This is a genomic window from Chlorogloeopsis sp. ULAP01, from assembly GCF_030381805.1.
Taxonomy (GTDB): domain Bacteria; phylum Cyanobacteriota; class Cyanobacteriia; order Cyanobacteriales; family Nostocaceae; genus Chlorogloeopsis.
Genome location: NZ_JAUDRH010000012.1, coordinates 55,772 through 69,664, shown reverse-complemented (window position 1 = coordinate 69,664; position 13,893 = coordinate 55,772). Strand labels below are relative to the sequence as shown.

Here is a 13,893-nt window from a genome sequence, read left to right as displayed (position 1 = left end):
CATAGTGATAGTATGCCTGCAGGTAATCCTTGCCTCCCTTAGTAATGTATTAATTCGTATCCCCTTCCTACCCAATAATGCCAGTCAGCGATAGCTTGAGCAGTTGCCTCATCAACGTCAATGGGGTTAACTTCAAATAGACGTGCGGAAAAAATGTTGTCAACGCTTCCCTCTTGATACCGCACTTCTACGAACATATCGTGCAAACAGTCATACTCTGGTGACATTTCTATGACTATGCAACAATGCTGCAAGTGATTAATTGTGGTATTCATTCAAGTGATCCTACAAAATGGAATTTGGACTTGTGCATCTACACAGGTAGGAGTGAAATTTTGGTACTGATTATCAAGAAAAGAGCGACACTGGAACAAGTTGAGCAAATGCTGCAAACTTTGGGAGTTTATATCAAAATAGCAGTAGACATAGAAAGAGGAATTCTAGCAGGGGGAGGAGAAAAACACGCTGAATGTGAAGCAGCATTGCTCGAAGATGGTAGTAGACAGCGAGATATCTGGGGTGCTGACTGGACTCCCTTTAATCAATCAATTGCCTATGAATCGATTATTAACATTCGCCCCAGCCAGAATAATCGCTCGATGCTAATTCAAGATCCAACAATTCGGGAACGTGTTAAACAAATCACTCAGGAGTTAATAGGTGGATATGAACCAGAAATTAGATGAAAAACAAGCACGGTTTCAAAGCGAAAATACATCAAATCGCTTAGGACATATAGCTTCTAATTTAGCCAGGTTGAGAACATTTTGTAATACTGCTTACCCTGAAGCAGTTGAAAGTGTGGCAGATGAAACTATGTATTTTATCGAATGGACAGCAGCAGAAATTGAACCAGAATATGCCGAAGAACTGGTTAACATTCAAGTCCAACTAGCACGGTGGAAATTAAAGTTTGATAGTCTTTGGTCTGATGAGAGCGAACGCAAAAATATGTCCGAGCTAGCTAGTGATTGGTCGGGACGAGTATTAGATATGTCAGGTTTGTTGTCCGAATCCATCTAGAATTTTATTGAAAGACTGTTGCCCCCACCTGCATGAATACTCAAACACGCTCCAATTACCCAGATATTTATTCAATTTTGAGTCAAACTCAACGCTTACGAGTTAGCGATGGAGAGATTAAACCTGTTTTAGAACGTGAATACTTAACCGCATCGGTAGGAGGATAATCTGCCGATACTGCAATTAACTCAATTTTTATATCCTCGAAATAAATCACACCCCCAATACGTCTTTCAACTTGGAAAGCACCATGAAAGAAATGATACTCTGCAATATCAATCAGGAAAAAGTTACCAATCTTTATTGCCCTACCAAACATTTGCTCACAAGTTTTGTGGAGGACAGCATCTAAGTATTCATTGTAGGCAGGCTCACCCAGTTGGGTAAATTCTGGATGATCCGCAAACAGACAAATAGAAATGATAATTATTATAACTGGATAAGTTCATGAGGAGGCGAATTCATTAAAAGGGTGGTTTTTGAAAACTTTTGTTGTGAGTTTCCTATGATGGCATAAGGATTTCAAGCGTTAAGAAATATTGCGCCAACGGTATCATACCCGCCAGCTTTACAGATTACCCATGCCCAAAACGCGGGAGTGGTTTTTGATTACGATGCGGCGATTTCGGGAACGTGCCACTACTACACCCGTAGGAAGCAGCCATTACACGACTGTAGGGCGACTGGTGCCGATTACGACGGTAAAGCTGGAAGTGCCGGGTATTAAGATGGAGCAGTTGTAGGGGTGGGGTAGGGGGCGATCGCACCCTTTTCCTGTAAGAACTGTAGGGGCGACGCTCTACTGTCTCTTTCACGGATAAAAATACACAAGTCAAAATAAAAACGCTTATTTAAGCACAGACTACGTAAGTAAAAAATAACTTATAGTCCGTTAATATAGTATTAACTAACACATTATTTTATTTAGCTAAGTATATTTACACTAAATACAAAGTAAAGTTTTGCTTTTGAAAAACAAGTATATAACTCGATATCGTAAGGATTTTACAAAGATAACTTTCTTTTGTCACTCTGGGAAGAGTAAAATTAGAAAAGAGGACTGAAATTTGGGAATGATATCGGAAATATAAAAGAAAATCCTTACCAGAAATAGCTCATGTTGTGGGGTTAGAGAATCACCAATCATTACATCATTTTTTAACAGAATCACCTTTTAATGACGCATGTTCCAGGTATTAAATACTCAGAAGTTGGAAATCTCTACGGTTTACGAACATGGGTAGAATATGGACTCAAACAAAGTAAAAATGAACTGGGATGGGCAGATTTCCGGCTGACCCATTATCCTCACATTCAGAGATGGTGGAAAATAGTTTGTAGTACCTATCTCATGGTTAGCCTTCATTCAAGCGTCTTCCACGACTCTCACAACTATATTCTCCAAATATTTGCAGAACATCCTTTGTGGGATGAAAATTTTGGTTGGAAGAATATCTTGAATAATTTACGTCTTATTGTTCAACCAATCATTCTTTTCAATCTGATTAAACCTTGGCTCAAAGTATTTTCTATTCCCCAACTTCAGAATGGATTTTCTCGCCTGATTAGCATCATGAACACCTTATTTTACCTCCAATTTGGTTCTAGTTTCCACTAATTTTTTTATTTTTTTAAGGAATATTGAGATTTCATGCAAGGTTGCATATAAATTGACAAATTCATGATTATTTGCAATTATCAATTTTGCCTTTTTATATGGTATTATTTCGATACAAATGATATGATAATTGTAAAAAAACTTAAACGTCTACCGAATAAAATTAAAAGGAAAATCCTGCAATTTCCTATCCTGAAATTTGTATCCGAGTTTTTTTATAAAAAAGAACTGAAAAAATATGTTAATTATTTACCTAAAATTTACCCAGAAGACTTCACTTTGATTGATTCTCTACGTCAAGAAGGAGTTTTTGTTACCTATTTACAAACACTAGAAATATCCTCTACATCTCTACTAATTGTTAGCGCCAAAAAGCTTTTACCAGAATTACTATTACTTCCCAGTAACGGTAAATATTCAATTAGTCTATCTTCTTGCATATTGATGAATTATCCAGAAATTTTTCTTTGGGGACTTGAAGAACGATTAATTAATATTGTTGAAAATTATATTGGTCTTCCAATAATGTATCATGGTGTAGATTTTCGTCGAGAAATTGCTAATGGGAAACCAATAAATGTAAGGCAATGGCACATAGACATAGAAGATTATCGCATGGTCAAAATTATAGTCTATTTAAATAATGTCAGTTTAAATGGCGGTCCTTTTGAGTACATTTCTAAATCTCTCACTTCATCATTATCTCAAGCTCTTAAATATAGTGCTGGTTTCGTCTCAGATCAAGTCATAGAAAGTTTTGTAGCTAAATCAGATTGGAATTCTTGCGTAGGGCAGGATGGTACAGTAATTTTTACTGATACGTGCAATGTTTTTCATCGTGCTAAACCACCTGTAGAAGCAGACAGATTTTCATTAACTTTTGCCTACACTTCTAGACAGCCCATCACAATGTTTACTAAATCTGCATTACATAGAGATGAATTGCAAAGAATTTCTAGCAAACTAAATAAACGTCAGAGAGAGTGTATTTTAGGATATAGAAATTCCAGTTATTAGTGGCACTTGAATATTGGCGTGAGTATCGTACATACTTTCATATCGGCAAAAGCTGAGGTATCCATAAATCAACAGTATGTCATTGGGAACAAGTTAGAAGAGAGCGAATTTTGTCAATAAGTCTTTGAGTATAAAGATATCTGTATAAGAATGATAATCGTAGTGAAGGGGAAGGAGATGAGCGACGCTCATCTCCTTCCCCACCCCTCTTTTTGATTATCATTATCATACTAGTCTACTAGGATGATTTGCTCTGTTCAAAATCATGGCAAACTCAGTTAATACAAGTAACTGAGCGATTGTAAAAAACCGTGAGCAGCAGTCGTAAAACCAATCGAGATCATGCTAAAAAGAAGCAACGCCCAATGGTGGAAGACGAAGTAATTGCCCAGCAACTTGAGCAGTTACTTACACCTGCCATCACATCCCAAGAAAATTACTACCGACAACTGGGATTAAGAGACAGGCAGTAGACCGCAACTATGGGGTAGCCTGCGAAGTTTATTTACCGTCCGGCTGATTTTAGTTTTTAGTTGGTTTTTGCAGTTTATTAATAATCTAAACTTATCACTTATCCAAGGTAATCAGCTTTTGCACTTTTCTGCAAAAACGGTATCACAGGCTACTATTTTTTAGCGATCGCCAAACTTTTCGGTCTACTGACTTTAGATTACTAAAAATCACAAAAGTCAGATTTCCTGTCTCACAATTGTGTTTAGCTGACAAAGGTTATCAAGGGATTGCCAAAATCCATTCTCATAGCTGCATACCCACTAAAAAACCTCGTCGCGCTGATTTATCGACTCCAGAACGTCAGCACAATCGCAACCTAGCTCAACTACGTGTTGTTGGCGAACATATCAACCGCCGATTGAAGATTTTTCGTATTCTCAAAGAACAATATCGTAAACGCAGAAAACGGTTTGGCTTGCGATGCAACTTGATTGCTGGACTTCTTAATTATGAACTTGCTCTATTTTCTTGATTCATGCAAGAGGTCTCTTGATAGTGATAATCAAATAATGGGTAGGGGAAGAAAGGAAGTAGTAATCTCCTTCTCCTCAAAATGTATTGACAAAATTTACTCACTTTTAACTTGTTCCGAATGTCTTTTGGGGGCTTGATCAAAAGCGCGTGCGATTGCGTTCCATGCTAATTTACGTTTCAGGTTGGTATCAAGTGGTAGGGGGCGAACAAGTGAGCGATCCAATCTTTTTCTTGAGTCAGTTTCATTCAACCATGTGTAGCGATCGCTCAATCCCCATGTTAATACTGCAATCACTGCTGGCTCTTCTAAGACTGCTGAAAGGTAATCCTCATAGATTGCGGCAACTATGCGATCGCGAATAGAAACATCTAAGGGAAGATTTTTGTCACTAACATCCAGTTCCGTGATTAAAATCTTCAGATCCATATTTGCAATCTCACGCAGGAATTTCTTCAGCGTTTTGGGGTTAAACTTGCTGCTGTTATCACACCACAAGTGAGCTTGAATACCAAGGGCTTGCACAGGAGAGCCGCGAGACTTCAAACGCTCTAACAGCTTAAGGACAGCAGCTCTTTTTGGTTCCTCATACTGATAGTTTAAGCCAAAATCGTTGTAAACTAATAAGGCTCGCGGGTCGGCCTCTGCTGCAGCACGAAAGGCAATGTCAAGATAACCCGCTCCTAAAAACTGAAGCCACGGTGAATTTCGTAAGCCATCAGATCGTCCATCTTCAGGAAAAACTGCCTCATTGACTACATCCCAGGAATGAATTTTGCCAGCGTAATGCCCAACAACTGTTTTAATATGTTCAAGTAATATCCGCTCGGCGTTTCGTTTGTTGACTGTACCTGCAAACCACTTCGGTAAAGCTTTGTGCCAGACTAGGGTATGACCGCGAAAAAGCATACCGTGAGTGCGGGCAAACTTAGCCATCCAATCGGCTCTAGTAAAGTCAAAACGATTTGGGCTAGGACGAAGGGCATCCCACTTGAGTTGGGCTTCCGGAACTAGAATAGCGCATTCCTTGGCAAAGCTAGTTGCATAATCTGTGTTTGAGGCTAAGGCTCTATATGAGCTAGCTGCCCCATATATTAATCCTTTGCTCGCAGCCCGCTCGCGTAGAGGAATATCTCCAACTACCGTAAAATTTTTCTTCCCTATAGCATCTTTCCCTTCATAAACAATCTCTGGAAATTGGTTGTTTAAATGCCTGAGCCCACCTGCCACTGTAAAGGCACCCATGCCTAACAAGAGGGTACGTCGTCTAGTTAATAATCGTTTTCTATTCATGAATTTTGAAAATATAGAATATGAGAATCTATATTACGAAATTGGTTAGTAAGCCTGTCACTACTGATGTTAGGCTGTAGATTTTGACAATTTTTTTGATAAGACAGACTCATAAATGGCGAGATAAGAATTAACAACTCTAGACCAAGAATATTGTTTTGCAGTTTCTCGTGCGTTGTTTCCTATTTGATTAATTTGGTTTTCATCTAGTGATAGCACGTAGCGAAAACACTCTAGTGCCTGCTGCTCTTCAAAACCGTAGATAAAACCTGTTTTTCCTTCTCGTACAACCTCAGGATGAACACCTACTGGTGTCACTACCGGGACAGTTGCACTGCTCATTGCTTCAATAGTAGAGAGTCCAAATCCCTCATACTCGGCAGTTGAAACAAATAGATGAGCCTGAGATAACAAATCTTGGACTTTTTGATCGGGAATTTGCCCTACAAAGTTGACTCGCGATTCAACACCAAGTTGCTGTGCATATGCAAGTAGTTGGGGAATGCGTTTTTCGGGATCGTTGCCAACCCAAATTAGATGAACTTTTGGAAAGTCTTTTGCCAGTATTGGGAGAAAGCTAATCAATCGCTCAATACATTTATGCTTCACAATCCGACCAATTCCTACTAATAGCCCAGGTACAATTTGTTTATTAATAGTTAGGAATGGCTCCACATTTACCCCATTAGAAACAATATGTAACTTATGTTCTGGTGCAATCGTTCGAAACAGATCGTAGTCCTGTTTACTTACACATATAATGGCATCAGTTCCGCGCAGTGATAAGCGAGTAAAGATTCTAAAGTAGAATTGCTTCAAATAAACTAGCCATTGAGTATGAAAAATACCACCATGTGTGTTAACTATTACTGGCTTGTGATGAAATGGGCGTGTCAAGCTCAAAAAATCTATGAAAAAATCTATGGCATGGATATGCAAAATATCATAAGAAGACACAAATGATATTACCTCAGGTGCAATTGGATAGCGCTTGATACCAATATGGGGTAATCGATATACTTTCAACCCATCAACAAATGATTCAGCATCTGCTATCTCTCCCGTATTGAATATAGAACGTAGCGTTACCGTATCACTACAGTAGCCTTTCTGCTGTAAGGCTCGACTCAAGCAATACATGACATTTTCAATACCACCTGTAGATGGGAAAAACTGACGACTAATTTGGAGAATCTTCATAGTGTCAATAATATTCATCTATGTAGTTTAACTTTGGAGTAGAAAGCAAGGGTTATATTTATCTTGCTACTTAACTCACACTTACCTGAAAGCCATCTTAAGACTCATGTTTGTTTTCTTCCAATCAAAAAATCACGAAGCAGACGCCGAGGTTCCTGAGGTATCAACCATAGACCTAAATATATTAAGAAATCAATTGGTTCTGGCTTACCCGATCGCATAGCTTCTTGTAAGAGAATTCTAAATGCCTTCCAATCACCCTGTTTTGCAGCTTCTGCACTCACGCGATTCATAATAAAGGCAGCATAAGCTCTGGGTGTTACGAAGCTTTTATTTTCTTGTATCCATTTAAGCGAATACTGCCAGTTAGTTTTACTACTTACAGTTTCACTTCGATCTTCTATGTAATGAATAACTAAAGATTCATTTACGAACTCTATTTTGGCGTTCTCTAAAGTGCTAGCACGTAAGAACCATTCTATATCTTGGTGTTTTAGGAGTTCTTTTCTAAATGGATTTTGCATGAGAAAATCCCTCCTTGTAAAGAGTGTAGAGGTTTGAAGAGATGCTTCACCTCTAAACAAAGAATTGCGCACTAAGAGGTAATCTCCAGTTAATTCAGTTGGTGAAGGCAATCTTCTAGGCCATCTATAGTCAGATCTTGGTGTTCGAGCAATTAGGCAACAAGTAATAATCGGGAATTCGTACTGTGAACGGTTAGCAGTTTCAAGTTGAAGTTCTAACTTCTGTGGAAGCCATTCGTCATCATCGTCTAAGAAGGCAACCCATTCACCCTGTGCATGATAAACCCCAGAATTACGAGCCTCAGGCGCACCCCCACTAATCGGGAGTTCTATCACCCTCAATCGAGGATCGTCTATTTCTGCAAGTACAACTTGGGTAGCTTCATCTGGGCCATCAATAACCACAATGACTTCAATTTGTTTAAGAGTTTGCGCAAGAGCACTTTGGACACTTCTTTTAACTATCACTGCTCGATTACGCGTTGGTATGATTGCGCTTACAAGAGGTTTCAATTGAATAATCTCCTCAATGCTTTACTTGATATCTCTTGGTCAAGTTTACCCTTTGGGCTTTATTAGATTTTCTGCTACCAACTGAATCTCCAAACACCATAGACTTGGACATCGATAGAGTTACTGTCACATATATAACCCAAAATACAGGTATTCTCAGAAGTGTAGTTTCTGTTAAGTTTACCATTATTAATAATGTTAAAAATGCGATTGGAAACAACCCCTCTGAAGAGTTAGTAATGCGTACATACTTGATTGCTTGAAGGCAAGCTTTTAAAAAGCACAATACAAATACAGATATCCCCAATAAACCTGTGTCAAGGGCTAACTCTAAAAAACCGTTGTGAGCATGCGGAGCTTGATGTCTAACCATAGACCAAACATCTGCGGCATCACCATCCCACCCTGCTCGCCAAAAGACATCGTATCCATAACCTAGCCATGGGCTTTCCTGGATTTTATGAATGATAGCGGCCCAGAGATGGGTACGACCAGTGAAGGTAAGATCCCTACCTAGAGTACTAGCAATACTTTCTGCGTTCTCAACGAGAAGCACAGACGCGCTACTACTCAGAAGTATCACAGTAATGAAAAAGGGTAAAGCTATAGTGTAGTTCCAACGCAAAGCTCTGTATAAAGGAATTAGGGCAATAATAGCCAGCAAAACTACTAGGGCTGTTTTTGAAGTTGAAAGCACAATCAGGCTAACTGACAGTCCAAAGCCAGCCCATCCAACCCAACGCTGTCGATAACTACTAGTAGCAAATATTAAGAAGACCAATGCACCTAGAGCCATAATGCGACCTAGGATGTTTTTATGCACGTAGATACCCCGCCAAGCTCCCACATGCGCAATAGCCTGAGCATTAAGTGTGCTGCCCATACCCATAACCCCATAGCTTGGCAGTACCAAGGTAACTACTATGGAAAGTAGCGCTCCTATGCCAAATGTCCAAGCTAATAGCTGCAGCTGCTCTTTCAAGCTATATCGTGTAGCTAAGTACACCCCAAACAAAGTTATCTGTACCAAAAGGATGCTGCTACGTATGGTAGTTGCTGGCAAAGCAGACCAGAAAGATGAAACCAGAACAAACGCTATGAAAACCCATAAGAGCTTTTCCCTGATAGCAGTGCCAACAATTTTCTTGCACCACACTATAACCGGGAAGGAGATACCCAACTGAACGATAACAGAAATAACCTTCGATATCGGATTTTCCCCAGATTCATTCAAAAGGACTATGATTGCGCCTGATAAAAACAGAAGCAATATAACAACAAATACTTTTTCAATTACCTTTGGTATTGACACAATAAAGCTCTTTTGCATAGGTTAAGTATCTTATCTAAGCTTTGAGAACTTGGGGGAACGAACAGCTAAAACCATCATTGGCTTTACCATAAACTCAGCGAAAAGACCGACTATGGTTGTAGCAGTTGACAATCATACTTAACTAGTTGTTGAAAGTAGAAATCCTCTCTAAGCTTCTGGTATAACAATCTAAATCCTTCTAAGTCTCCTACCATAGAAGCAATGTTTGCCATTATTGATTCTCAAGCCTTTTAATCTGTCGTTGATAGAGAAAAGCAACTAACACCCCTAGACCGAGCATGAGAAATGTATCTGAAGCTAAACTAGACCATGCAGATCCCCTCCATGAATACAGAGGAATTAGCCAAAGATTTACCAAGACGTTAAACACAGCGACAATCACTTGTATTACACTACGCATCCCTTGAAAACCTGCTCCTGTCAAGGTATCTGCAGCAAAGTAATGCATGGCTCTGAGAAAGAGTAGCGGTGCTAACCAACGTAAGGCTTCTACCGTACCTGCATATTCATCACCCAACACATAGGGTACAGCTGGAGCCAATAGAAATGTCACGATTCCAGCGATCGCACCATAAATTCCTGCGATCGGTAATAGCCGCTTGGAAAAAGCTATCGTTCCGCTGATGCCAGTAACTCCACGTTGAAAAAACTTTGCATAGGCAGCAGCCAAAATTGCTCGTACAGGCACAAAAGCGACATCAATCAAACGGTAAGCAGCCGCATAAATACCTGTAGCTTCTAATGTTGCTAAACGCGCCAGCATTGTCTTATCAATATCATTGTATATAGTTTGGGCAGAGAAGCTGACTGAAAAGTAAAATCCTTCTACAATTTCTGGCTTAATACGTGATAATGCTAGCTTTGGAGTCCCTAGATTGCGATGGACGAGCAGAACTCCGATCACGGTAGAGACTGCTGTACTGCTCAAGTATAAAAATGTCCATTCCAGTGCATTCGGATTTGAGAAAAAGCTAGCCAAAGCCAACGCTGCAATCAATCTTGTTATGTTTGGCAGAACGTTAAGTAGAGCTGTTTTACTAAGCCATAGAACAGCCTGAAAAGCTTGCCCTGCTGTGCCTAAAGTTCTGTGAAAAATTAAATCAGTTACAGCTACTAAAAAAACTAACAAAGGTGGGATTGTTTTAGGTAAAATAAATGGTGCAATCAGGAGTACAAAAAGAATTAAAGCTGAACCAGAAGCAAAAATCATGAACAGGGCATTTCCCCAATATTCCCCAAACAAAGCCCGATTTCTAGATACATTTTTAATCAGAAGATTTCCACTTCCTAAAGTAGCGAAAGGAGCTAGAATTGCTACAAGTGCAGTCGCTCCCACGAAAGCTCCATACTCTTCTACCCCCAGCACTCGCACAATAATGACAAAGTATCCAGCTTGCAAAACTAAGCTAAGTCCTTGGGCGAACAACATCCACAGGGTATTGCGAGCCAAAGAATTCTGGACTAAGCGGTCAATCAAGAGCTTGAATTTGTCTAACTTCATAAAAAAGCTGAATACGAGCAATAGCTAGAGGAATCGCCTATCAGATTAGTGATTGCTCCAGATAAAATTGAGCTTGTTTCTAACTAACAAAATTCCGGCTCTGAGATGGAGTTTTTTGACGAATGGTAGAATCCTCTTCGCGGTAGTACGCCTTGGTGTAGTGAAAGTAGCTATCGGATTCATTTTCCAGAATCACTCCATTGATTACTAAGCCCAAAACGTCCTGGCTTGAGTGTTCCAATAACTCTTTAGAAGCAGCAGCACTAGTATAATTGACCACTCCAGGTCGTGCCACTAATAACAAACCATCCGTTAATTTACCTAAAGTTAGAGCGTCTGCTCCCACTAGAAGGGGTGAAGCATCAAGAATGACAAAATCATAGGTTTGACAAAAAGACTCAACCAATGCAGCCATCCGATTCGAGTCAAGTAAAGCTAAGGGGTTGGGAGGAATTACTCCAGCAGTCAGTACATCCAAATTATCCATTACTTGATTCACAACTGTCCTAAATTCAGCCTGACCGATAATGACATCACTCAAACCTGCTACGTTAGTCTGTCCCCATATATGGTGCTGCACGGGATGGCGCAAATCTGAATCAACTAGCAACACCCGACGCCCCAGTTGAGCTATAGCTGCTGCCAAATTAGCAGAGACTGTAGACTTGCCCTCTTTGGGAACAGAACTTGTTACTACAATTACTTGCAGCGCTTTGTCTGAATTGAGAAACTTCAGATTTGCCTGAAGTTGTCGATACGCGTCACTAATCGGAGAGCGGGGAGTGTCTCTCACAGGAAGTTCCGGAACTGTCGATTCTGTATCTTTATGACGAGAAACAGTTTGCTTTTTCAAAGAAGGAATAACTCCTAGTAAGGTATAAGCAAACAGATCCTTTATCTCTTGCAGAGTTTTAACAGATGTGTCTCTGACTTCTAAAAGCATGATAGTAGCTCCAGAAAGCAGAATACCCATTACCATCCCCAATCCTATAATTATCGCCGGTTTTCTAAGCGAGATTCTTACAGGAATTAAGGCCGGCTGAATAATACGAGCGTTACCCGTGTTGAAGTTTTCTGCAACTCGTATTTCTTGGAGCTTCTTCAAAAGAGTTTGATATGTAGACTGGGCAGCTTCCAACTGGCGCTCTAATTGCCGTTGTTTTTCCTCCAATTTGGGTAAAATACTTAACCGTTTTTGATAGTTGCTTCGGGCACTAGACAGTAAAACCAATCGACTAGCCAAACCTGAGCGTTCCTCCTCTAATTTGACAAAGTTATCGTTCAGTCTTTGTTTACTCTCTCCAATCTCCAAGTTTTCGCTAGGTACTTGTTGCTGGCTTTTATATACCTCTTTTACCCGTTCCTGTAGTATGGTTTTGAGAGCGTCTCTTTTCTCTGTCAAATTTACTATTGTAGGATTTGTGTCTTGCAAGCGGGTTCGTTCAACTTTTAATTGGGCTTCGACCTGTTGAAATTCTTGAAGCGCCTTCTGCACGCCAGAAGATTGGTTTAGAGAATTTAGGTCAATAGCTTGCTTTGAACTTACACCCACTCCTACTTTGTTCTGAAGATTGTCTAACCTAGCGTTTACGTCTTTAAGTGCAGCTTGAGTTTCAACAATTTGCTTGTCCAAGTTACTAATAGTCTCCACTGCTGCTTCGGCTTCTTTAGCTAAGTCAACAACCTGATTTTGTTGTTTAAAGCGCCGCAAAGCTAAATCGGCTTGACGAACTCTTGCCTCTGTTTGAGGCAGCTGCTTGGCAATGAAATCAATCGTCCCAGATGCCTCAGCCCGGTTTGTTTGTATACTATTCTCTATATATAGCCTCATGAGCTGGTTGACTACTGCTGCGCTTTTTTCGGCGTCGCTAGCTATATAGGAAATTTCCAAAACATCGGTTGCCCCGATAGCTTTCAACTTAATCTTTTTTGCAAATTTCTCAATATCGATGGAGCTACCATCATCATTTTTAAGTTGGAGTGTATCTACAGTTTTTTGTAAAAGGGGCGTGGAACTAATTACCTCTGACTCTGTCTTTAGAGGGTTGCTTTGTAAAGTTAGAGTATCGAGTTCTCCTATTTTTTGTCCCAGTCCTGTTAAAGCAGAAGTCTGATTCATTTTCTTAATTAAAAGCTTTCCTCTTGCTTTATAGCCTGGCTTAAAAAATGCAAGCCCTGTAGCAAGCACTAAGATAGAGCTAAAAACGCATACTGCGGGTAGCCAACGCCGTTTTAGAATTAACCAGTACTTCTGCAAATCCAAATCTATGGTGTTTGGAGATTCAGTTGGTAGCATAAACAACAATTAAAAGGTATAGGTTGAGCTTGAGCGACTGACGACTAGTGCCGTTTATTTTTCCAGCATCCCTTGAAATCTCAAAAAGTAACAGTATCTAATGACTACTTATAGCCTTATACGTGCCTATCCTAATTACCTATCCACCTATCCTTATTACTTATCCTAATTGCCTATCCTCAATAGGTATATTAAATTGTCTCTAAGATTATCCACTTAGCTCTTGTATGCAGACATTCTAAGGTTCATACTACACTTAACTGGCACTCTCAGTCTAGATTTTGTCACTTGTGGCGGAGAACAATCCATAATCTTGATTTTTAGATATTTATGCAATCACAATCATGAAATGATGTGCATGGAAATGCGATCGCTCAATTCATTACTTATATTCAAGGTTCAAAATAGCATACTATTTTTCTCTTCTTCATAGTAACACACGAGAAAATTAATTCTAAAGTATACTAATGCAAAAAAAATGCACCTGAGCAACTAGACAGTACTGGTAAATACTCTTTGAATTGGGTACAGATATTTTTCTGTTGGCAAACTAACTCCTCTAGTTCTTTGACACTTTCTTGGATATAGTC

General features: G+C 39.6%; 14 protein-coding genes and 1 pseudogene. 7 read left to right on the top strand and 8 right to left on the bottom strand.

All coding sequences use genetic code 11. The features are described from left to right. Positions 1-38: 38 nt before the first annotated feature. On the bottom strand, positions 39-275 hold the full coding sequence (locus QUB80_RS22575) for a calcium-binding protein (protein ID WP_289791754.1): 237 nt from the start codon (positions 273-275) through the stop codon (positions 39-41). Between the two features lie 60 nt (positions 276-335). Here QUB80_RS22575 and QUB80_RS22570 point away from each other — a divergent pair, with 60 nt between their 5' ends. Beyond that, positions 336-686: a DUF5674 family protein gene (locus QUB80_RS22570; RefSeq protein ID WP_289791753.1), complete on the top strand. Its 351-nt coding sequence runs from the start codon at positions 336-338 to the stop codon at positions 684-686. Further along, the gene (locus QUB80_RS22565; RefSeq protein WP_289791752.1) at positions 667-1,023 is read left to right on the top strand and encodes a hypothetical protein; all 357 of its coding nucleotides are present in this window, start codon (positions 667-669) and stop codon (positions 1,021-1,023) included. The genes QUB80_RS22570 and QUB80_RS22565 overlap by 20 nt, the downstream gene beginning before the upstream one ends. An 88-nt stretch (positions 1,024-1,111) precedes the next feature. Here the strand turns inward: QUB80_RS22565 and QUB80_RS22560 are convergent, their stop codons facing one another. Beyond that, on the bottom strand, positions 1,112-1,342 hold the full coding sequence (locus QUB80_RS22560; protein WP_289791751.1) for a hypothetical protein: 231 nt from the start codon (positions 1,340-1,342) through the stop codon (positions 1,112-1,114). Between the two features lie 262 nt (positions 1,343-1,604). Between QUB80_RS22560 and QUB80_RS22555 the strand changes: the two genes are divergently transcribed. The 5 genes and pseudogenes from QUB80_RS22555 (at position 1,605) to QUB80_RS22535 (ending at position 4,643) form a co-directional block, all read left to right on the top strand. Next, a complete protein-coding gene (locus QUB80_RS22555; protein ID WP_289791750.1) occupies positions 1,605-1,766 on the top strand; it encodes a hypothetical protein in 162 nt (53 codons plus the stop codon). A 449-nt stretch (positions 1,767-2,215) separates the two neighbouring features. Next, positions 2,216-2,641 (top strand): annotated as a pseudogene (locus QUB80_RS22550) (IS701 family transposase); the annotation flags it as partial. Positions 2,642-2,704: 63 nt separating this feature from the next. Further along, on the top strand, positions 2,705-3,658 hold the full coding sequence (locus tag QUB80_RS22545) for a hypothetical protein (protein ID WP_289791749.1): 954 nt from the start codon (positions 2,705-2,707) through the stop codon (positions 3,656-3,658). Between the two features lie 311 nt (positions 3,659-3,969). After that, complete coding sequence (locus QUB80_RS22540; protein ID WP_289791924.1) at positions 3,970-4,131, top strand: hypothetical protein; 162 nt, start codon at positions 3,970-3,972, stop codon at positions 4,129-4,131. 110 nt (positions 4,132-4,241) lie between these two features. Beyond that, entirely contained in the window at positions 4,242-4,643 is a 402-nt protein-coding gene (locus QUB80_RS22535; protein ID WP_336622337.1) for a transposase family protein, read from the top strand. 96 nt (positions 4,644-4,739) lie between these two features. Here the strand turns inward: QUB80_RS22535 and QUB80_RS22530 are convergent, their stop codons facing one another. The 6 genes from QUB80_RS22530 to QUB80_RS22505 form a co-directional block, all read right to left on the bottom strand. Beyond that, positions 4,740-5,936: an endo-1,4-beta-xylanase gene (locus QUB80_RS22530; protein ID WP_289791748.1), complete on the bottom strand. Its 1,197-nt coding sequence runs from the start codon at positions 5,934-5,936 to the stop codon at positions 4,740-4,742. A 69-nt stretch (positions 5,937-6,005) separates the two neighbouring features. Then, positions 6,006-7,154, bottom strand: coding sequence for a glycosyltransferase family 4 protein (locus tag QUB80_RS22525; protein ID WP_289791747.1), 1,149 nt, complete (start codon positions 7,152-7,154; stop codon positions 6,006-6,008). Between the two features lie 86 nt (positions 7,155-7,240). Continuing rightward, positions 7,241-8,173: a glycosyltransferase family 2 protein gene (locus QUB80_RS22520; protein ID WP_289791746.1), complete on the bottom strand. Its 933-nt coding sequence runs from the start codon at positions 8,171-8,173 to the stop codon at positions 7,241-7,243. Between the two features lie 13 nt (positions 8,174-8,186). Then, entirely contained in the window at positions 8,187-9,503 is a 1,317-nt protein-coding gene (locus QUB80_RS22515) for an O-antigen ligase family protein (protein WP_289791745.1), read from the bottom strand. A gap of 214 nt (positions 9,504-9,717) precedes the next feature. Further along, positions 9,718-11,007, bottom strand: coding sequence for an oligosaccharide flippase family protein (locus QUB80_RS22510; RefSeq protein ID WP_289791744.1), 1,290 nt, complete (start codon positions 11,005-11,007; stop codon positions 9,718-9,720). A gap of 79 nt (positions 11,008-11,086) precedes the next feature. Beyond that, complete coding sequence (locus QUB80_RS22505; protein ID WP_289791743.1) at positions 11,087-13,303, bottom strand: GumC family protein; 2,217 nt, start codon at positions 13,301-13,303, stop codon at positions 11,087-11,089. Positions 13,304-13,893: the final 590 nt, after the last annotated feature.

What these genes read in the sequence shown, in the direction of transcription:
- QUB80_RS22525 (WP_289791747.1), bottom strand. Translation starts at nt 7,154, where the DNA reads ATGAATATTATTGACACTATGAAGATTCTCCAAATTAGTCGTCAGTTT.
- QUB80_RS22510 (WP_289791744.1), bottom strand. Translation starts at nt 11,007, where the DNA reads ATGAAGTTAGACAAATTCAAGCTCTTGATTGACCGCTTAGTCCAGAAT.
- QUB80_RS22575 (WP_289791754.1), bottom strand. Translation starts at nt 275, where the DNA reads ATGAATACCACAATTAATCACTTGCAGCATTGTTGCATAGTCATAGAA.
- QUB80_RS22545 (WP_289791749.1), top strand. Translation starts at nt 2,705, where the DNA reads ATGATTATTTGCAATTATCAATTTTGCCTTTTTATATGGTATTATTTC.
- QUB80_RS22565 (WP_289791752.1), top strand. Translation starts at nt 667, where the DNA reads ATGAACCAGAAATTAGATGAAAAACAAGCACGGTTTCAAAGCGAAAAT.
- QUB80_RS22515 (WP_289791745.1), bottom strand. Translation starts at nt 9,503, where the DNA reads ATGCAAAAGAGCTTTATTGTGTCAATACCAAAGGTAATTGAAAAAGTA.
- QUB80_RS22505 (WP_289791743.1), bottom strand. Translation starts at nt 13,303, where the DNA reads ATGCTACCAACTGAATCTCCAAACACCATAGATTTGGATTTGCAGAAG.
- QUB80_RS22530 (WP_289791748.1), bottom strand. Translation starts at nt 5,936, where the DNA reads ATGAATAGAAAACGATTATTAACTAGACGACGTACCCTCTTGTTAGGC.
- QUB80_RS22555 (WP_289791750.1), top strand. Translation starts at nt 1,605, where the DNA reads ATGCCCAAAACGCGGGAGTGGTTTTTGATTACGATGCGGCGATTTCGG.
- QUB80_RS22560 (WP_289791751.1), bottom strand. Translation starts at nt 1,342, where the DNA reads ATGTTTGGTAGGGCAATAAAGATTGGTAACTTTTTCCTGATTGATATT.